General features: G+C 30.1%; 19 protein-coding genes. 10 read left to right on the top strand and 9 right to left on the bottom strand.

Features of this window, described 5'->3' with window-relative positions; genetic code table 11:
* Positions 1-64 precede the first annotated feature (64 nt).
* Both htpG and CDIF1296T_RS02380 read left to right on the top strand, forming a co-directional pair.
* Positions 65-2,002 carry a molecular chaperone HtpG gene (gene htpG, locus CDIF1296T_RS02375; protein WP_009895357.1) on the top strand — a complete coding sequence of 646 codons (1,938 nt, stop codon included), beginning with the start codon at positions 65-67 and terminating at the stop codon, positions 2,000-2,002.
* 387 nt (positions 2,003-2,389) lie between these two features.
* Complete coding sequence (locus CDIF1296T_RS02380; protein ID WP_009895359.1) at positions 2,390-3,520, top strand: iron-containing alcohol dehydrogenase; 1,131 nt, start codon at positions 2,390-2,392, stop codon at positions 3,518-3,520.
* A gap of 247 nt (positions 3,521-3,767) precedes the next feature.
* Here CDIF1296T_RS02380 and CDIF1296T_RS02385 read toward each other — a convergent pair whose 3' ends face one another.
* From CDIF1296T_RS02385 to CDIF1296T_RS02410, 6 genes are all read right to left on the bottom strand, one after another.
* Positions 3,768-4,007 carry a helix-turn-helix domain-containing protein gene (locus CDIF1296T_RS02385; protein WP_005946862.1) on the bottom strand — a complete coding sequence of 80 codons (240 nt, stop codon included), beginning with the start codon at positions 4,005-4,007 and terminating at the stop codon, positions 3,768-3,770.
* A 4-nt stretch (positions 4,008-4,011) separates the two neighbouring features.
* Positions 4,012-4,431 (bottom strand): RNA polymerase sigma factor, encoded by a 420-nt coding sequence (locus CDIF1296T_RS02390; protein ID WP_008728841.1) that lies wholly within the window; start codon positions 4,429-4,431, stop codon positions 4,012-4,014.
* 191 nt (positions 4,432-4,622) lie between these two features.
* A complete protein-coding gene (locus CDIF1296T_RS02395; RefSeq protein WP_018112703.1) occupies positions 4,623-6,008 on the bottom strand; it encodes an MATE family efflux transporter in 1,386 nt (461 codons plus the stop codon).
* Between the two features lie 75 nt (positions 6,009-6,083).
* A complete protein-coding gene (locus CDIF1296T_RS02400; RefSeq protein WP_008728836.1) occupies positions 6,084-6,644 on the bottom strand; it encodes a TetR/AcrR family transcriptional regulator in 561 nt (186 codons plus the stop codon).
* 23 nt (positions 6,645-6,667) lie between these two features.
* Positions 6,668-7,354, bottom strand: coding sequence for a class I SAM-dependent methyltransferase (locus CDIF1296T_RS02405; protein ID WP_225722702.1), 687 nt, complete (start codon positions 7,352-7,354; stop codon positions 6,668-6,670).
* 275 nt (positions 7,355-7,629) lie between these two features.
* The gene (locus CDIF1296T_RS02410; RefSeq protein WP_018112704.1) at positions 7,630-8,265 is read right to left on the bottom strand and encodes a helix-turn-helix domain-containing protein; all 636 of its coding nucleotides are present in this window, start codon (positions 8,263-8,265) and stop codon (positions 7,630-7,632) included.
* Positions 8,266-8,761: 496 nt separating this feature from the next.
* On the opposite strand from CDIF1296T_RS02410, the gene CDIF1296T_RS02415 reads away from it, so the two are divergent.
* From CDIF1296T_RS02415 to CDIF1296T_RS02445, 6 genes are all read left to right on the top strand, one after another.
* Positions 8,762-9,823, top strand: coding sequence for a replication initiation factor domain-containing protein (locus CDIF1296T_RS02415; protein WP_279385827.1), 1,062 nt, complete (start codon positions 8,762-8,764; stop codon positions 9,821-9,823).
* A complete protein-coding gene (locus tag CDIF1296T_RS02420) occupies positions 9,823-10,026 on the top strand; it encodes an excisionase (RefSeq protein WP_002607397.1) in 204 nt (67 codons plus the stop codon). The genes CDIF1296T_RS02415 and CDIF1296T_RS02420 overlap by 1 nt, the downstream gene beginning before the upstream one ends.
* 78 nt (positions 10,027-10,104) lie before the next feature.
* Complete coding sequence (locus CDIF1296T_RS02425) at positions 10,105-11,298, top strand: site-specific integrase (RefSeq protein WP_018112706.1); 1,194 nt, start codon at positions 10,105-10,107, stop codon at positions 11,296-11,298.
* 339 nt (positions 11,299-11,637) lie between these two features.
* On the top strand, positions 11,638-12,660 hold the full coding sequence (gene splB / locus CDIF1296T_RS02435) for a spore photoproduct lyase (protein WP_003435960.1): 1,023 nt from the start codon (positions 11,638-11,640) through the stop codon (positions 12,658-12,660).
* Between the two features lie 181 nt (positions 12,661-12,841).
* The gene (locus tag CDIF1296T_RS02440; protein ID WP_003435959.1) at positions 12,842-13,753 is read left to right on the top strand and encodes an AraC family transcriptional regulator; all 912 of its coding nucleotides are present in this window, start codon (positions 12,842-12,844) and stop codon (positions 13,751-13,753) included.
* 14 nt (positions 13,754-13,767) lie between these two features.
* A complete protein-coding gene (locus tag CDIF1296T_RS02445; RefSeq protein ID WP_009888119.1) occupies positions 13,768-14,184 on the top strand; it encodes a DUF3788 domain-containing protein in 417 nt (138 codons plus the stop codon).
* Between the two features lie 99 nt (positions 14,185-14,283).
* Here CDIF1296T_RS02445 and CDIF1296T_RS02450 read toward each other — a convergent pair whose 3' ends face one another.
* A complete protein-coding gene (locus CDIF1296T_RS02450) occupies positions 14,284-14,676 on the bottom strand; it encodes a winged helix-turn-helix transcriptional regulator (protein WP_003435954.1) in 393 nt (130 codons plus the stop codon).
* A gap of 140 nt (positions 14,677-14,816) precedes the next feature.
* Here CDIF1296T_RS02450 and CDIF1296T_RS02455 point away from each other — a divergent pair, with 140 nt between their 5' ends.
* Positions 14,817-15,212, top strand: coding sequence for a pyridoxamine 5'-phosphate oxidase family protein (locus CDIF1296T_RS02455; protein ID WP_003435952.1), 396 nt, complete (start codon positions 14,817-14,819; stop codon positions 15,210-15,212).
* Positions 15,213-15,614: 402 nt separating this feature from the next.
* A complete protein-coding gene (locus tag CDIF1296T_RS02460) occupies positions 15,615-15,821 on the top strand; it encodes a hypothetical protein (RefSeq protein ID WP_003435950.1) in 207 nt (68 codons plus the stop codon).
* A 156-nt stretch (positions 15,822-15,977) separates the two neighbouring features.
* Here CDIF1296T_RS02460 and CDIF1296T_RS02465 read toward each other — a convergent pair whose 3' ends face one another.
* Together CDIF1296T_RS02465 and CDIF1296T_RS02470 are read right to left on the bottom strand one after the other, a co-directional pair.
* Complete coding sequence (locus tag CDIF1296T_RS02465) at positions 15,978-16,709, bottom strand: hypothetical protein (protein WP_003435948.1); 732 nt, start codon at positions 16,707-16,709, stop codon at positions 15,978-15,980.
* A gap of 837 nt (positions 16,710-17,546) precedes the next feature.
* Positions 17,547-18,290, bottom strand: a complete 744-nt coding sequence (locus CDIF1296T_RS02470; protein WP_009895363.1) for a phosphatase — start codon at positions 18,288-18,290, stop codon at positions 17,547-17,549.
* Between the last annotated feature and the right edge of the window lie 99 nt (positions 18,291-18,389).

Raw genomic sequence — 18,389 nt, forward strand, 5'->3', positions numbered from 1 at the left:
AATATATTGACATACCATTTTAAAAAATTTAAAATATTAATTATAAAATGAGGAGGGATAAAAAATGGAATTTGAAAAAGGGAGTATTTCAATTCATACAGAAAATATTTTTCCTATAATTAAAAAATGGTTATACTCTGATAAAGATATATTTATAAGAGAGCTTATAAGTAATGGATGTGATGCAGTAAGTAAACATAAAAGACTTGTATCACTAGGAGAAATATCAGAAAATAAGTCATCAGATTATAAAATTACAGTATCTGTAAATAAAGGAGAAGGTACACTTAAATTTATTGACAATGGAATTGGTATGACTGAAGAAGAGATAAAAAAATACATAAATCAAGTTGCTTTTTCAGGTGCTGAAGATTTCTTTAATAAATATAAGGATAAGATGGAAGAGTCAAATGACATAATAGGTCATTTTGGATTAGGATTTTATTCTGCATTTATGGTGTCTAAAAAGGTACAAATAGATACCCTTTCATATACAGAAGGTGCAACTCCTGTAAGATGGATATCTGAAGGTGGTACAGAATACGAAATATCTGAATCAGATACTAGAAATGATAGAGGAACTACTATAACACTATTTATTGATGATGATAGTAAAGAATTTTTAGATGAATTTACTGTAAGAGGAATAATAAATAAATACTGTTCTTTCTTACCAGTAGAAATATATTTAGAAGATGTTGAAAGATTAGAAAGAGAAGCTAAAGAAGCAGAAGAAAAAGCTAAAAAACAAAAGGAAGATGGAAAAGAAGAGATTGTAGATGCAAAAGTAATTGAGCCTTTAAACGACACTAATCCTCTATGGTTAAAATCTCCAAAAGACTGTACTGATGAGGAGTATAAAGAGTTTTATAGAAAGGTATTCAATGTATTTGATGAACCTTTATTTTGGATACATTTAAATGTAGATTATCCTTTCAATTTAAAGGGTATACTTTACTTCCCTAAATTAAAAAATGAGTTTGAACTGACTGAAGGAAAAGTAAAATTATACAACAATCAAGTGTTTGTAGCTGACAATATAAAAGAAGTTATACCAGAATTTTTACTTTTATTAAAAGGTGTTATAGACTGCCCAGACTTACCATTAAATGTATCAAGAAGTTTCTTACAAAATGACAGAGACGTAAGCAAAATTTCTAAGCATATAATTAAAAAAGTAGCTGATAAGTTAAAATCTCTTTGTAAAAATGAAAGAGAAGAATACAATAAGTTTTGGGATGATATACAAATATTTATTAAATATGGTTGCTTAAAAGATGAAAGTTTCTATGAGAAGGTAAAAGAATGTATATTATTCAAAACTATTGATGATGAGTATATAACATTACAAGATTATTTAGAAAAATGTAAGGACAAACATGAAAATAAGGTATTTTATGTAAGTGATAAGGAACAGCAATCTCAATACATTAAACTATTTAAAGAATACGACTTAAGTGCTGTTGTTTTAAACTCATCAATAGATACTCATTTTATTTCATTTATGGAATATAAAGAGAATGGAGTTAAGTTTAATAGAATAGATGCAGACCTTTCTGATGTATTAAAAGATAAAAATGAAAATAAAGATAGTGAAGAAAACAAAGAAGAGATAGCTAAGATAGAAGGTCTGTTTAAAGAAGCTGTTGGAGAAAGAGTGAAGCATTATTCTGTAGAAGGATTGAAAAATGAAGACACTCCAGCTATGGTGTTAGTATCAGAACAATCTATTAGAATGGCAGAAATGCAGTCAAGATTTGCTGGAATGGATTTAGGAATGAATTTTGAGGAAGAAAAAACTCTTGTAATAAATGAGAACAGTCCAATAATCAAAAAATTGGTTTCTCTTAAAGATGATGAGGAAAAGAAAGATAAGATTACGCTTATTTGTAACCAGATAGCAGATTTAGCTTTACTTTCTAATAAAGAATTAAAGCCAGATGAGTTAGATTCATTTGTACAAAGAAGTAATAAGCTTATGAGTCTTTTCATAGAATTATAAGATTGAATTTGAATACATTGAAGCAAATTTATAAAAAGTATTCAATATCAGTGATGATAAAGAAGTGTCTCAAAATGAACTTTTCAGTTCATGGGGCGCTTTTTTTATGTGAAATTAAATTTATTTTAATCATTTCAACAATGAAAAATATATTTATCTCTATTTTGAGACAGACCATTCTTTATTTTTTTATCTTTGGTTAATTTTTAAATATTTAAGTAGGTTCTAATAAAAAACTCTATTTAGTTAAATATAGTTAACTTGATATATAATAAGATAATACATATAATTAAGTAAAAGATTGTTTTTTAGTTTATGTTTAAATACATAATTACACTTTGTTAAAAACATAAAATTATTACTAAAGTAGAAATAGGAGGTTTTAGCATGAATTTTAATTATAATTTGCCAGTAAATATCTTATTTGGGAGAGGCAGAATTAATGATGTGGGAAAAGAAGTATCTAAATATGGCAAAAAAGTATTGATAGTAACAGGTAAAAATAGTACAAAGAAAACTGGATTACTTGATAAAACAATAGATTTACTAAAAGACTCTAAAATAGAATATGAAGTTTTTGATAGAGTAGAACAAAATCCTCTTATAACTACTATATATTCAGGAGTAGAAATTATAAAATCAACTGGATGTGATTGTGTTTTAGGGCTTGGTGGTGGAAGTATTATGGATGCTGCCAAGAGTATAGCTTTTTCTTATAAAAATTCAGGAGATTTAAATGATTATATATTTGGAATTAGACAAGGTGAAGAAGCTTTACCTATAATCTTAGTTCCAACAACATCAGGTACAGGTAGTGAAGGAAATTGTTTTGCAGTACTTACAAATTCAGAAACTAAAGATAAAAAATCTATAAAGAAGAATAGTATGTATGCAAAAGCATCAATAATTGACCCAGAACTTATGGTTACAATGCCAAAACATATAATTGCATCAGTTGGATTTGATGCACTTGCCCATAATATGGAAGCATATCTTTCTAATGGAAGAAACCCTCTTGCAGATGTACAAGCTATTTATGGGATTGAACTTATATCAGAAAACCTAATAAAGGTATATAATGATGTTAATGATTTAGAAGCATGGGAAAAGATAACACTTGCAAGTACTATTGGAGGAATGACGATTGGTACAGCGGGTACAGCCTTGCCACATGGAATGGAGCATCCTGTAAGTGGTCTTAGAGATGTAATGCATGGAAAAGGACTTGCAGCTTTGACTCCTACTATTATAGAAAGTTCATGGGATAGTGATATTGAAAGATTTGGTAATATTTCAAAGGTATTAGGAGGAACTTGTGCAGAAGATTGTTCAGATGCAATTAGAAATTTCCTTAAAAAAATAGATTTAGATATAAAGCTAAGTGATTTAGGTATTGAAAAATCAGATATAGATTGGTTAACTGATAATTGTATGAAAATATCAGTTGCAAATATTAAGAGACATCCAAAGTATTTTAATAAGGAACAAATAAAGGAAATGTACCATAAGTCCTTATAATTTGACTTTACATATTTAGTTTTATATAAAAATTATAAATTAATAATAAAAAATTAAAGATTAAATTTTATATCTGATTTTTGATTATCCGCATAAACACTATACTTTCAAACATTTTGAAGTATAGAAAACTATTCATTTTACCACGAATTTACCACGATTGAATGAGCCTTGATATGACACAAAAACAACATGGGAGATAGCACAAATATCTGTGTATCTCCCGTTTTTCATTCATGTAGTATGATTATTTTACTCTGATTTCAAATTTCAAGATTGCTTTCATCATTTCTGTATGGATTTGACCTTTTAATTCTTCATCAACCTGCATAATGATTTTACCACTTTCAGAGTGGTAAAACGGACGCAAGCATAATTTACATATATAAGCGTCATAAAACTTCAAAATCTCTCTTATGGCAGTTTCATTTCCAGCAGACGCTTGACATATTACTTTTAATGTAGGGTAGCCATATTCTTTTTTCATTGGTTCAATTCCTTTCTTTCAATACTGTTTTTAGTTTCTTCAATCCGTTACTTCTTCTGCGATAAATAGCAGAACGTGATACATGATATAATTCGGCTATTTCTTGGTCGCTCATACTTTGAAAATAGCGTAATAGAATTACATCACGCTCTTTATTCGATAACTTATATAAAGCAACAGCAAGTTTCTCATTTGATATTTGAATTGTAAAATTCAAGACTTCAAACGAAATGTAATCACAAGAATAGTTATCCTTAGTTACACATTCAACATTTTTCGTATCTGATAATTCACAGAATAAAACTTCACGCTTAGAACGTCTTGCAAACTGTCTGTTTCTGTTTTTTACTGTGCATTTAATAACAGTCATCATCAAAGCATTAAACTGTATTCTAACGATATGCTCGAAAGAAGATGGGTTCATAATCTCACCTCCTTTCCGCATACGCTGAAATATATAAACGGAGATACCGTCTATATCTTTGGAAAATACAAAAAGAAGAACAAGAAAAAAGTCCGTACAAAATATACCGTCTGTACGAACTTTTAATATTGTAAAATATTTAGTTGTTGATAAAATGCTGTTAGGTAGTGCATAATCGTATAAGATTATTCCTAAAACTTTCCACAGCAGTTACTTTCAATGCTTTTATATCTTGCTTTTTTAGTCCTATCATAAAGTTTTCCATATAACCGCTTAATAATTTGATTACTTGTTAAAATAGTTATAATGCAGGCGACTATGTGACTGATTAAAATCGCTATCCAAACACCATTTAAATTTTCTGCCAGCCAAGATAATAGATAGGCAAAAGGAATACGAATAATAATATAGTAGAATATCATTAGTATCATACTTTTTGTTGGTTTTCCTATACCATTTAAAGTACCTAAGTAGCAACTAGTAATAGTGTAAAGAACATAACCGATACTAACAATTAAAAAATAATGGCTGACAACATTTGTTACAGCTACGTTGGAAACAAACAATTTTGCCAACTGTTTAGAGAAGAAAATAACAACTGCTGATAATACACTTGAAACAACAATACCATATTTTAACGCCAATTTCAGATAATTCTTTGCTCTGTCGATACGTTGTGCTCCAATACATTGCCCTACGATTGAAGTCAACACCATATTAAGAGCCATAGCAGGATAAAATAATATCATTTCTAATTTTCCAGCAACTCCGTAGCCAGCAATAGCAGAAATACTATAAGTACTAACAATAGCAGTTAAAAATGTTGTACTAATAGCAGGAATACTTTGTTGAATGACAGACGGCACAGCATTTTTTACAAACGGCATAATCTCTTTTGTATCAAAATCAGATAGTGAAAGGTTAAATAATTTTTTATGATAAATATAAATGCACATAAACGCCAAACAAATAATCTGTGATATTAAGGTTGCGATTGCCGCTCCGTGAAATCCAATTATGTTAATGAAAATAGGATCTAAAATAGCATTCAATAAAGTAGACACAAGCATTGCAACTGCTTGAAACATAGTATTGCCAAAACTTCTTAAAATGGCTGTAAAGTATAAATACAAATAAACTGCTACATATCCCAAAGCATATATAGATAAGTAATTTTTTGCCATATCAAAAATTTCAGTCGGTGTATTTAAAACTATCAAAATAGGCTCTAAAAAAATCTCCAACACAATTGTCATAAACACTGAAAGAATTATAGATACAAAAAAAGAAGTAACTATAATATTCTTTTTCTTTTGCTCATTTTTCGCACCAATTACCTGTGATAATAGAATGGCTAACCCGTTTGTTGCTCCCATACCAATTGAAGTTAAGATTAAAATAATAGGTGTCGAGTTTGTTAACGCTGCGTATGCCTGCTCACCTAACAAATTTCCAATCCAAAGACTGTCTACGAGATTATATGCCATATTTAAAAACATAGCTATTATCATAGGAACAGTCATTTCAAGTAAACATTTTTTTGTGTTTCCGTTTACAAAATCAATATTTTTGTTCATTTTAATTCCTCCTATTGAATGAAAATTATTCATTTAATTTATTTAAATATTCCCTGCCTTTTGGCAGGGGAAGATTTAAAGCCTAAACAAGTCCCTAAAAAATGCCTTTATCCGTGAACTCTTTTCTTTAATTGATATATCGGTATTTAAAATAATTCCTAGTTGTCCATATATGCAAAAACTGGCATACATTTCAACATCATTGACTTGTATTTCATTTGTGTAATTTGCTCTTTCAATAATTTCAGATACAATAGGAAAAAGTTTTTCACATACATTCAATGTTAATAAATTATGGAAATTTTTATTTTGGTTATTATGAAAAACTGGATAATATGTATCATCTTCTTGTTCTGCAAAAAGTATCATCTTCCGCAAAATATCTTTTAAACTATCCTTTTTTATATTTATATTTTTTGTCATATTGGCGACTAAAATATTTGAATATTCATTGATAGCAGACTGAAAAAGTACATCTTTTGATGGGAAATATCTATAACATAATCCTTGTGCTATTCCAATTTCTTTTGCTATGTCTGATATTGAAGTTTTTTCAAACCCATTTACACTAAATAATTTAATGGCTGTTTCTAAAATTTCTTGTTTACGTTCCTCTGGTTCTTTTGAAATACGCATTGTTTTCTTTCCTTTCTTGCGGTTTAATTATTGTATGCTATAATTAAACAAGATCTTGTGCCAAAAGATTTCCATTCAATTTCGTGGAAGTCTTTTGATAATAATAACAACATTTCCTTTTTTGAATAAATCTTTACATCTCCACTATTGCTGTGTTTCATATAGTAATTCATTATCTGTCTTGCTCCGATTGGTTGCCAACAATCACCGATAATGAATACTCCATTTTGCTTTAAACACCTAGACACTTCTTTCTCTACAATATCTGGTTGTGGATAATGATGAAATGAGTCATTACATACAATGGCGTCAAAAGAACTATCTTCAAAAGGTAATCTCTCAGAGTCGCCTAAGATAAGTGTTGCATCATTTCCTAGTTTATTTTTTGCAATTTCAAGCATATTGGGAGATATATCTATTCCAAATAGTTGTTCTGCTATATTTAATTCTTTTATTTCTTTAAGTAACGCACCCGTTCCACAACCTAAATCTAATATAGAATGTATATTCTTATTTTTTAAATTTTCTATAATCGGCTTATAGAGTTTTCGAGCATGTTCCCCCTGAATATTTGTATCATAATCGGCAGCTTGCTTATCAAAAGTCTTTTGTGATTTTTGTTTCGTAATATTCATGTAATCAACTCCTTTCACTAAAATTATATCTCGTGAATGAACGATTGTCAATGAATGAAATTCATTGAATTTCATTCATTTCAAAGACGTGTATCTCTGATTTAAAATACACGCCTTTTTGATTACCCTACAATCTTCCAGTTACTATTCCTTATATAGCCCAAACTTGTACCGTGACAATTTCATTGATATTATCCGATTTACCACAAATCAAATTTTATCTTTTCTTCCTCTTGATTACCCTCCACAGAAAAGAAAAAGCCCTGTCAAGAGCCTTGCCACCATTGGTGGTGCTTTGCACTCTTTACTGGGCTTTTTGTTTGCTGTATCTTCTACAAAGAGGAAAAAAGTTATTCGTCCTCATCATCAAAATGGTTATTTTTCAATACTTCCCGTAATAATTCCATATCTTCTTTTGCATTTGGGTTTATCATTTTTACGACTTGATAAGGTGTCCTATATTTATGTCCCTCTATGCTTTCCCCGAACATATCCATGCTGTATAAATCATCATAGCGTTCTAACAGTTTTTGAAATTTCAAATGCTGGATAAATTCTTTGATTGGATAAAGGTCGGACGCTACAATACTTTTCCCGTTGATGTAGTCGGTAATATATTCCCGTAACTTTTCCAACTCATATTCCAGCCATTCTTCCTCGCTGTCAAAGAAGTTGTCATAATGTCCATGTTTTAGTTCTGCATTTAATCGTTCTTCAATTCTTAAAAACTGGCAGACTTCCTTTTCGGCTTGATTAACATACTTCCATTCTCCCGATAATAATTCATTGGGCGTTACTCCCAGCACGTCCATTATCTTCTCTAACGTATCAAAGGTAGGATAATTCACGCCACGTTCAATCTTGGAAAGGCTCTGCATATTGATACCGATTTTATCCGCAAGTTCTTGTTGTTTCATTCCTCTGTGTTTTCTTATGGTTTGTATGTTCTCTCCTAAGAAACTAACTTTCTTTTCATAATGCTCCATAACTTAGTATAACCGCTCCTTTCGTTGCTTTTCTTGGTATTTATAAGCATATCATACTTAATATATATCTAAAAGTCAACAAAAACTTCTTGACAAGTAATTCTAATGGCGTTATTATCATATCAGTTAGAGTGATTAAGCACACTAGGGTCAATCACACGCTTGAGTAAGCATAGAAAAGATATATTTTCACTTTGATAGCATGAATAAGCATGGACTATCAGACCGAAAATAAGGTTTCTGACTGGGGCTGTTCCGTTTAGCCACGAGCCTTACAAGGCTCGTGAGCGTTAAGAACGGATCAGACACAGGAAGAAAGGGAACGCCTTTAGGCGTTCGTAAAGGGCGTATATGTAACACCGCCCTGCGTATACATGTCATAGTACCTAGAAACTGTGATAAATAAAGGAAAAAACACGATTTTTACCCCGCAAAAAAACGGGGCATACGAAAGGAGCAATGCACTATAACTACACACAAAAATTTATCCGTTAAGATTGATTACATCAGCATTGTATTTGAAACTGCAACCGCTGAAGATGTAATCATGCACATTTTAGATTTACCGACTGACATTTTCAATGTTTATCCAGCAACGATAAAATTCAAGACTTATCAAGCACGCTGGCAGATTGGAGATATTTATGTATCGGGGGACGCAAGAAAGACAGAGGACAACCCACAGGGACTAGGCTGTTATCTTGTTATGACTGGCAGAGGTTGTGATGATATTTTCCGTATTCTCGACAGTAGGAATTATACCTTTGGGGATATGTTCCGACGCTGTGAGCGAAGATACGGACTGGATAATTTCCATTTCACAAGACTTGATATTGCCATTGATGATAAGAACGAAAAGCCATTCTTTACCATAGAGCAGATAAAGAAGAAATGCGAAAAAGAGGAATTTATCTCGAATAGTGAGGGCTACCACTTTGACGAAAGCAAGTTTGATGATTTCGACACCGCAAAGACTGTTTATATCGGTGCTGGTAAATCGGGATTGTCCTACCGCTTTTATGATAAAGATAAGGAAGTCTGTTCAAAACATAATAAGACACTTGATGAAGTCGGCAGTTGGAAACGGACAGAAATGCAACTGCGTGATGATAAGGCTCATGCTTTTGCCATGACATTCAAAGACAGACCGCTGGAACTTGGGGAACTGGCTTTCGGGCTATTGGCAAACAACTTACGCTTTGTCGTGCCAAACAGAAATGAAAGTAATAAGAGCAGATGGAAAACGTGTCGGTTTTGGGAACGCTTTTTAGGGGCTGTGGAAGTCTTGAAACTGCAAGTACCGAAACTACATAATTCTCTTGAAGAAACACAGCAATGGCTCACAGAGGGTGGTGTGATTTCCGCTGTCAAAAGTTTTTACTTCTTAGAAGAACATGACGCATTAGGTGGACTGGAAAAAGTGGGAACTATGCTTGATAAGGCAAGATACAGCAATTCCCTTTCCAGTAAACTAACCGCCCACTTACAGAGGATAGACCGCACCGACCTTATCCCCTATATCCAGTATGACACGAAACATGGGAAAGGGGGTATCTGATGAATAACAACGATATTCCTGTATGGGAAAAATACACCCTTACCATTGAAGAAGCGTCAAAGTATTTCCGTATCGGAGAAAACAAGTTAAGACGATTGGCAGAGGAAAACAAGGACGCTGGCTGGCTCATTATGAATGGCAACCGCATACAGATTAAACGCCGACAGTTTGAACAGGTTATTGACAAATTGGACGCTATCTAATGCAAATGAGCCTTGTATGTGTTATGATGAACACAAGTCATATCAAGGCTCTTTCCAACAAGGAAAGGAGCAGACACCATGAAAGAAAAAAGACGGGATAGTAAAGGACGTATCCTGCATACTGGAGAGAGCCAACGAACAGACGGAAAATACTTATATAAATATGTGGACGCATTTGGAAACACAAAATATGTGTATGCTTGGAGATTGACACCCACAGACCCGACACCAAAGGGAAAACGGGAAAAACCCTCACTTCGTGAACTGGAACAGCAGATAAGACGGGATATTGAGGACGGTATCGACAGCACAGGCAAGAAAATGACGCTTTGCCAACTCTACGCCAAACAGAACGCACAGAGGGCAAATGTGAAGAAAAGCACACAGAAACAACGGGAACAGCTCATGCGGTTATTGAAAGAGGACAAGTTAGGTGCTAGGAGCATTGATACGATAAAACCCTCTGACGCTAAGGAATGGGCGTTACGCATGAAAGACAAAGGCTTTTCCTATAACACCATTAACAACCATAAACGCTCGTTAAAAGCGTCATTCTATATCGCCATACAAGACGATTGTGTAAGGAAAAACCCTTTTGATTTCAAGTTAAGTGAAGTCATAGAAAATGATACCAAAGAGAAAGTCGCATTGACAGAGGAACAGGAACAAGCCCTACTCTCATTCATCAAGACGGACAATGTGTATCACAAGTATTATGATGATGTGCTGATACTGTTAAAGACAGGACTTCGTATCTCGGAACTGTGCGGACTAACAATCATGGACATTGATTTTATCCATGAAGTTGTGGTTATCAACCATCAGTTATTAAAGAGCAAGGAACAGGGCTATTATATTGAAACGCCTAAGACAAAAAGCGGAACAAGGCAAGTGCCATTAAGTAGAGAAACGATACAGGCATTTCAACGGGTTATAAAGAAACGCCCAAAGGCAGAACCATTTGTGATAGACGGACGAGGCAACTTTCTATTTGTCAATCATAAAGGCAAGCCCAAAGTTGCGATTGATTACAATATGCTTTTTGTCCGTATAGTAAAGAAATACAACAAGCACCATAAGGATAACCCTTTGCCACATATCACACCACATACGCTACGCCATACATTCTGCACAAGATTGGCAAGCAAGAACATGAACCCGAAAGATTTACAGTATATCATGGGACATTCAAACATCAGTATCACAATGAACTGGTATGCTCATGCGTCCATAGATACCGCAAAATCAGAGGTTCAGCGTCTAATTGCATAAGAAGTATTTACCACGATTTTAACCACGCTTGATAGCGAAAATATAAGAAGATAGACCTAGATATGTGAGGTTTACCACAAAAGCAAAATGCCCGTAGAGCCGATAAAATAAGGCTTTGCGGACATTTAAGAAGATATAAAAAGATAGTCAAAAAGACATATATAATTTATAAGTAATTAATAGTAAAAAAATTGTGTATAGAAGTTATATATATAATAAATTTGTCTTAAGCTTTTATTTTACTTTCTAATAAATAAAGGAGTTTAAAAAAGGGAAGATTAATTAAGTAATATTTTATAAAATTCTTCGATTTAAAAACTTTAAGTAGAGGTGAAATAAATGTTTAATCCCAAAAGAATAATATTCGAAAAAGGAACTTTAGACACTGATGTGGGTAAAAAAATATACAATAAATTTAGAGATAATAAAGATGTAGAGATAATTAATATATCATCAAATAGGATTAAAGAACATATTCCAGGTGAAAATCTATATGAACAATATAGAAGTGGGAAGCAGACTATGGTAGTTGGGATTAGAAAAAGTCTGAAGTTTCAAACATGTAAACCTTCTGCTAATTATCAACTACCACTTGTCAGTGGATGTATGGGAAGATGTGAGTATTGTTATTTGAACACACAATTAGGTGATAAACCATTTATAAGGGTATTTGTAAATGTAGATGAAATACTTGAACAGACAAAAAAATATATTGAAGATAGAAAGCCACAGGTAACCATATTTGAAGGGGCAGCTACATCAGACCCAGTTCCAGTAGAGCCATATACTAATTCTTTGAAGAAAACAATAGAGTTTTTTGGAAGAGAGGAAAAAGGAAGATTTAGATTTGTTACTAAATACAGTGATGTGGATAGCTTATTGGATGCTGAACATAATAATCATACAGAAATACGATTTAGTATCAATACTCCTAGAATTATAAATGAACATGAGCATTATACAGCCTCTGCAAATAAAAGAATAGAGTCAGCTGTAAAACTTGCTAGGGCTGGTTATCAGATTGGTTTCATAATAGCACCTGTGTTTTTATATGAAGGTTGGAAAGAAGAGTATAAAAATCTGATTATAAGTATAAAAGAAGCTTTACCAAAGGATTTTGATAAAAAAATTATATTTGAAGTTATATCTCATAGATATACAACTAAAGCAAAAAATAGAATACTAGAGATTTATCCAGATACACTATTGCCAATGGAAAATGAAGATAGAAAGTTTAAATACGGTCAATTTGGATATGGTAAGTACGTGTATGATAAAGAACAATTAGATGATATGAAAGAGTTCTTTCTTAAGGAAATAAATGGAGTATTTAAAAATAGTTTAATAAAATATATAATATAGCAAATCTTACCTAAAGATTTGCTATATTTTATTTTTATATATTTTATGTTTATAATAAAGCAATGAGATTTAGCACTATCATATAAGAAAATTAAAAAGGGCACTATCTATCAAGAACATTTTTTCTAGTTTTGATACTATAAAGGATAAGAGTAACAAAAATATCAGGAGGAGTTATAGTATGCATGCATGGGAGTCTATTCAAATTACATTGGATTTAATAGAAGCAAATTTATCAGAAGAAATATCAATTAATGAATTAGCAAATAAAGCAAATTTATCACCATTTTACTATCAAAGACTATTTAAAAGATTGGTAAATAAGACTGTAATGGAGTATATAAAGCTTCGTCGTCTTGCAAGAGCTTCTGAATACTTAGCAGAACATAAGAATCGTATACTTGATGTAGCTTTAAATTTTGGATTTGCTAGTCATGAGACATTTACACGTTCCTTTAAAAAAGCATATGGATTAACTCCAGAAAAATATAGAGCAAATCCAGTAAAACTCAATCACTTTATTAAGCCAGAATTAATTTTAAATTATGCTATGGTTGATGAAGGTGTTCCACTGATTGCAGATGATATAGTGATTGAAGTCAATCGTAAGACATTGAGTAATCCAAGGACATTTGTTGGAATAGAAATAGAAGTACCTATTTGCCAGTTGGTGGGCGGTGAAACAACTGGAATTGCAATAGTAGAGGAATTATGGATGAAACTTGGAAGTCAAAGACATAATATACCAAATCAAATTCCAGGTGGAAATGAATTTGCTGCTCTTTATATGGGAAATGCAAAAGAAGGAAATTGTATGTATATGGCAGGTGTAGAGGTAGAGTCAGGTACATCAGTAGAAGGATATAGTACTTTTGAGTTGCCAGCTAAAGAATATTTAGTATGTGGATTTGAGGCAGAAAACTTTAATGAGTTAGTTAATTCAGCTGTTTTTAAAGCAGATAAATTTATGGAAAGATGGATGAAGAAACATAATTTAACAACTACTGATTTTGCAATTGAGATGTATTACCCCACTACACCTGAAGCAGCATATCTGGAACATTGGATTGTTCCGGTTCCTATTGAACAATAGAAAGGATGATGAATATGAATTGGCAAGATGCGTTTTTTCAAGATACTAAACCTACATTTGAGCAAATTAATGAATTTATTAATAATCCATTATGGGACAAGTTAAATAAAACTTTGGTTTCTACTTATAATGTAGAACCTAAGCTTGAATACAGTAAATGTTCAATGCAAAGAGGTTGGAATGTAAAATATAAAAAAAGAGGTAAATCACTATGTACTTTATATCCACAAGAAGGTTATTTTAAAGCTTTGGTTATTGTAAGTGAAAGCAATAGAGTAGAGGTTGATTTATTTATTAATACTTGTTGTGATTATATCAAAAAAATATATAATGAGGTAAACTTTTTTAATGGAAGTAAATGGCTAATGATTCAAGTAGATAGTTTATTGGTATTAAACGATATGCTTGAACTAATTAAATTTAGAGCTTAACATATAGAACAGGATGAATATATAAGTCATCCTGTTTTTATATTCAATCAGATAAATTAATATATAGTCTATAATATGAATAATTTAGTAAATTTAAATTTACTTTATCTTTCTACATTCTTTGCAACTAAGTCCACATGTGTTTTTTTCTTGCATATTAGTAGCACCCCAATTAGCAAATTGTTGTAAAATAGGCACAATACTTTTACCTTTACTTGTTAATGTATATTCAACTTTTGGAGGAATTTCATTATATTGTTTACGATGAACAATACCAGTAGACTCTAAATCTTTTAATGATTGAGCTAGCATAGTATTTGTAATGCCATCCAATTTTCTTTTTATGCTACTATATCTAATTGGATTTTCAACTGCTAACATACATATAATAGGTAATTTCCACTTACCACCGACAATGTCTAATGCATAACGGATTGGACAGGTTAATTCTTCAACGTTTTTAGTTATATTTTTTTCAGTATTTATACTCATTTTAATTACTCCTTAGTTATAGTAGTATCTTTTTTATACTTTATCAGAAAAAACTGCATACTTGTTTTTTCTGTATTTTATATTAAAATTATATCAAAGGATAATCCTTAATACAAGTATTTAAAAGGGGTGTAAGAATTATGAAAGCATTAGAATTTTTGAACAAGGCACGAGTTTATTATTTAGCAACAGTTGATGAGAACAATCAAGCACATGTGCGTCCTTTAGGATTTGTTATGGAATACAATGGTAAACTTACATTTTGCACATCTAATCAAAAGGATATGTTTAAGCAACTTATTTTTAATCCAAAGGTTGAACTTTGTTGTATAGACCAAAACCTTAATACTCTACGTATTTTAGGTGAAGCAGTATTTGTTACATCAAAAGAAACACAAGCTAAGGCACTTGAAATAATGCCAAGTTTAGGTCAGATGTACTCTGTAGGAGATGGTAAGTTTGAAATATTCTCTATTGATAAGGCAAAAGTTAGTTGTTGTTCAATGAGTGGTAAAAAGATTGATGTAGAGCTTTAATTATAATTGAATCGACATCCATAGTGAAAATTAAGAAAACGTTATTACTGAAATGTTGATAGATTTAATTTAAATGCAATAAAAAGATTTTTAAATAATGAATATGTAAAAATTTTTAGTTATTAGATGTGTATTTCAATAATGATATACTATTTTGAATAATTACATACTAGAAATAAGATAATTAAAATTTACTTTATAATGGGATAGATTTCTTTTAAAAAATATTTTAACTATAATTGATTTTTATTTAATCTGAAAAAAATATTATGACTATAAAAAATTGCTACTTATTATTTGGATATTTTTATATATAAATAATAAGTAGCATGACTTTATACATTAATAATGATAGAATATAAATTAATAGATAAGATATGATTTTAAAAGGAGTGATATAAGATGAGTAAATATAGTTCTTTATGGGAATATGTTAAGAAAAACAATAGTCAATCGTTTAAATTAACTTTTGAAGAAATAAAAGATATTGCTGGGATAGAGATAGACCATTCGTTTTTGAAATATAAAAAGGAATTAAATGAATATGGATATCAAGTAGGAAAAATCTCTTTAAAAGAGAAGACTGTTATTTTCGATAAAATTGGTTAAGACATAAATAATTACATATAATAAAATAATTTGTATTGATGATTATTACAAATAAAAAAGGGCGTAGCACTATTTTTTAGTGTCACAGCCCCTTTTTTGTTTATAATTATGTACATTTCACATTATCACGATATAAGCATTTTTCTTATGAGAAAATTAATTAGAATTATTTTTATTCATATTTAAATTATTTAAATTGTTTTCCCAGTTTTTTATCTCCTTTTTAACTTCTTCACTTAAAGTATCACTTGAAGATATTTTCTTTAATTTATCATTCAAAGATTTCTTTTGTTCCTCTGAAAGGTCTGTTTTTATTGTAGGATCAATAATATCTATTACATCTTTTACATCAAAATCAACAAATTTGCACAGTTCTTCTAGATGATCAATTAGAAAATCTAGACCTTCATATGACCATTCTTTATAATCTTTTCCGTTTTTTAATAGAAACTCATTCACTTGGTAATTCTGATTTGCTAATTCAAAGAATGAACCTGAAGGATCCATTATATCATTTATAGAGTTTTCATAGTTAACAATATTAATTTGTCTTATTAATTTCTCTTTTTCTGTTAAGTTGCTATAATTCTTGTTAACAAAAGCTACTAATCCAAATTCAAAGTTTAAAATTGAATCTTTACGTTTTTTTACTGAATCTTCTCCAAATTCCCTAAGACCTTCTAAATTTTTATCAATGGCTTTATCTCTAATCTCTATTAATTGTTCTATACTTAAACCTTCTAAGTTTTTAGGTACTATTTCTTCATTATTCTTAGTAACTTCTTTCAATTTATTGTTAGTATTTTTATTATTGAAAATAAATATAGCAGTTAATAAACTTAAAATTATTACTAAAATAATTAAACTTACATTTTTTTTACTTAACATATTAAACCTCCTTTTTTAAATAAGTATTGTACTTGTGAAAAATAAATTTGTTTATGAAGATAACATTTACTACTGTTTGTTCTAAAGATTATAATAGAATATTTTTTTGATATAATCTATATTTTTCTTATTAAATTTTCTTATTAGATATTTAATATCAATATTTTTTAGATAGAAAAGATTTTAATAACTCCAAATATTTAATAAGTAAAATAAAATTATTGCTTTAAAATATATTTTTATATGTTTTAAGTTTTATAATAAGTAATATTGTATGATAAATTAAATTTAAATATTTAGAGATAAGCTATTATAGAATTTGCTTAGTTTAAGTTAAATTTTAAAATATTCAAAAAGGGGCTAGAGTCTGGAAATTTTTATTTAAAGAATACACATAAAAATTTCTAGACTCTCATCATTTAAAAGAAGTATTCTAAATTTATTATTTATAATTAAATATTATCTGAAAAAATGGTATTTTTATACCTTTGTTTGTTATGCATAATTTTACTTAGAACATAAGCTTTATATAAAATAATTAAAAATATACCTAATTAAAATAAGTAAAAAAAGAGCTATCATAGAACAAATTTAATTTGCTCATGTGACAGCTCCTTTTTAGATGATGCTTTTTTAGATTTATACTATAAGGTATATAAAACTAAGTTTATTAAAAATGTTATAATTTCTATTGCTATCATAGACCATATCAATCCATCAAGTTCATAAAAGTAATTAAGCTTTATTAAATAGCTTCTTTATTATAATTTCTTTATTTCATATAATATAAATAGTATTAAAATTTTTATGGGAGTTAAAGTAAGCATGTATTATTACTTAGATATTTGTATAATCAACATCTAGTAATTTACCTTTTTGGTGAAAATGATTAATAAGTTTTTTAGGATAATTCATTATTAATTCATCTGGAAAATTAATTTCCTTTAAGATATTTTCAGAATACTCATAGTTACCTATGTCAAAACAAATGTGAGCATCTGAAGTCAGTATGATTTTAGCACCATATTTTTTGCAAAGTGTAGCAATATACTTACAGTTATCCGAGCTACCATTTCTTGACACGCCTTTAATAGAACAATTATTTATTTCTATTAAGATATTCTTTTCTATAGCTAATTTAATGATTAATTCATAGTCGATTGGGTAGTTTGGGTTTCCAAGGTGTCCTAATATTTCAATATTATCATGCTTATTTATTGCATTTATTAAAGCTTTAGTATTATTCTCTAATGTATTTGGAGAAAACACAGCTTCGTGAAATGACAAGATAAGATAATCTAACCGAGGAATTACAAAAGGCTCTAGGTCTATGTTTCCTTTAATATCTAGTATATTTGCTTCACAGCCTCTTAAAATTATAATGTTATTTATGATTCTTGGGATATTTTGAATGTTGTGAAAGTACCATTTGTGGGGAGAACCAGGCATCTTAGGACCATGTTCAGATGTACCTAGTATCTTAATTCCATTTTCTTTACAATAATTAATATTTTCTAGTAAAGTGCTATAGCCATGACCACTGACTATAGAGTGTGTGTGTAAATCTGATAAAAAATTCATATAAATTCCTCCTCTATAAAAGATGAGGGTAACGTAATTTATATTATAAAACGAATAGGAAAGAAAATCAATAGTTACATAATTAGACAAAAATATTAA

The sequence above is a fragment of the Clostridioides difficile ATCC 9689 = DSM 1296 genome (assembly GCF_001077535.1).
Taxonomy (GTDB): Bacteria; Bacillota; Clostridia; order Peptostreptococcales; family Peptostreptococcaceae; genus Clostridioides; species Clostridioides difficile.

What these genes read in the sequence shown, in the direction of transcription:
- CDIF1296T_RS02420 (WP_002607397.1), top strand. Translation starts at nt 9,823, where the DNA reads ATGAATAACAACGATATTCCTGTATGGGAAAAATACACCCTTACCATT.
- CDIF1296T_RS02445 (WP_009888119.1), top strand. Translation starts at nt 13,768, where the DNA reads ATGAATTGGCAAGATGCGTTTTTTCAAGATACTAAACCTACATTTGAG.
- CDIF1296T_RS02470 (WP_009895363.1), bottom strand. Translation starts at nt 18,290, where the DNA reads ATGAATTTTTTATCAGATTTACACACACACTCTATAGTCAGTGGTCAT.
- CDIF1296T_RS02405 (WP_225722702.1), bottom strand. Translation starts at nt 7,354, where the DNA reads ATGAAATTCAATGAATTTCATTCATTGACAATCGTTCATTCACGAGAT.
- CDIF1296T_RS02465 (WP_003435948.1), bottom strand. Translation starts at nt 16,709, where the DNA reads ATGTTAAGTAAAAAAAATGTAAGTTTAATTATTTTAGTAATAATTTTA.
- CDIF1296T_RS02385 (WP_005946862.1), bottom strand. Translation starts at nt 4,007, where the DNA reads ATGAAAAAAGAATATGGCTACCCTACATTAAAAGTAATATGTCAAGCG.
- CDIF1296T_RS02450 (WP_003435954.1), bottom strand. Translation starts at nt 14,676, where the DNA reads ATGAGTATAAATACTGAAAAAAATATAACTAAAAACGTTGAAGAATTA.
- splB (WP_003435960.1), top strand. Translation starts at nt 11,638, where the DNA reads ATGTTTAATCCCAAAAGAATAATATTCGAAAAAGGAACTTTAGACACT.
- CDIF1296T_RS02425 (WP_018112706.1), top strand. Translation starts at nt 10,105, where the DNA reads ATGAAAGAAAAAAGACGGGATAGTAAAGGACGTATCCTGCATACTGGA.
- CDIF1296T_RS02440 (WP_003435959.1), top strand. Translation starts at nt 12,842, where the DNA reads ATGCATGCATGGGAGTCTATTCAAATTACATTGGATTTAATAGAAGCA.
- CDIF1296T_RS02460 (WP_003435950.1), top strand. Translation starts at nt 15,615, where the DNA reads ATGAGTAAATATAGTTCTTTATGGGAATATGTTAAGAAAAACAATAGT.
- CDIF1296T_RS02390 (WP_008728841.1), bottom strand. Translation starts at nt 4,431, where the DNA reads ATGAACCCATCTTCTTTCGAGCATATCGTTAGAATACAGTTTAATGCT.
- CDIF1296T_RS02400 (WP_008728836.1), bottom strand. Translation starts at nt 6,644, where the DNA reads ATGCGTATTTCAAAAGAACCAGAGGAACGTAAACAAGAAATTTTAGAA.
- CDIF1296T_RS02395 (WP_018112703.1), bottom strand. Translation starts at nt 6,008, where the DNA reads ATGAACAAAAATATTGATTTTGTAAACGGAAACACAAAAAAATGTTTA.
- htpG (WP_009895357.1), top strand. Translation starts at nt 65, where the DNA reads ATGGAATTTGAAAAAGGGAGTATTTCAATTCATACAGAAAATATTTTT.
- CDIF1296T_RS02380 (WP_009895359.1), top strand. Translation starts at nt 2,390, where the DNA reads ATGAATTTTAATTATAATTTGCCAGTAAATATCTTATTTGGGAGAGGC.
- CDIF1296T_RS02455 (WP_003435952.1), top strand. Translation starts at nt 14,817, where the DNA reads ATGAAAGCATTAGAATTTTTGAACAAGGCACGAGTTTATTATTTAGCA.
- CDIF1296T_RS02410 (WP_018112704.1), bottom strand. Translation starts at nt 8,265, where the DNA reads ATGGAGCATTATGAAAAGAAAGTTAGTTTCTTAGGAGAGAACATACAA.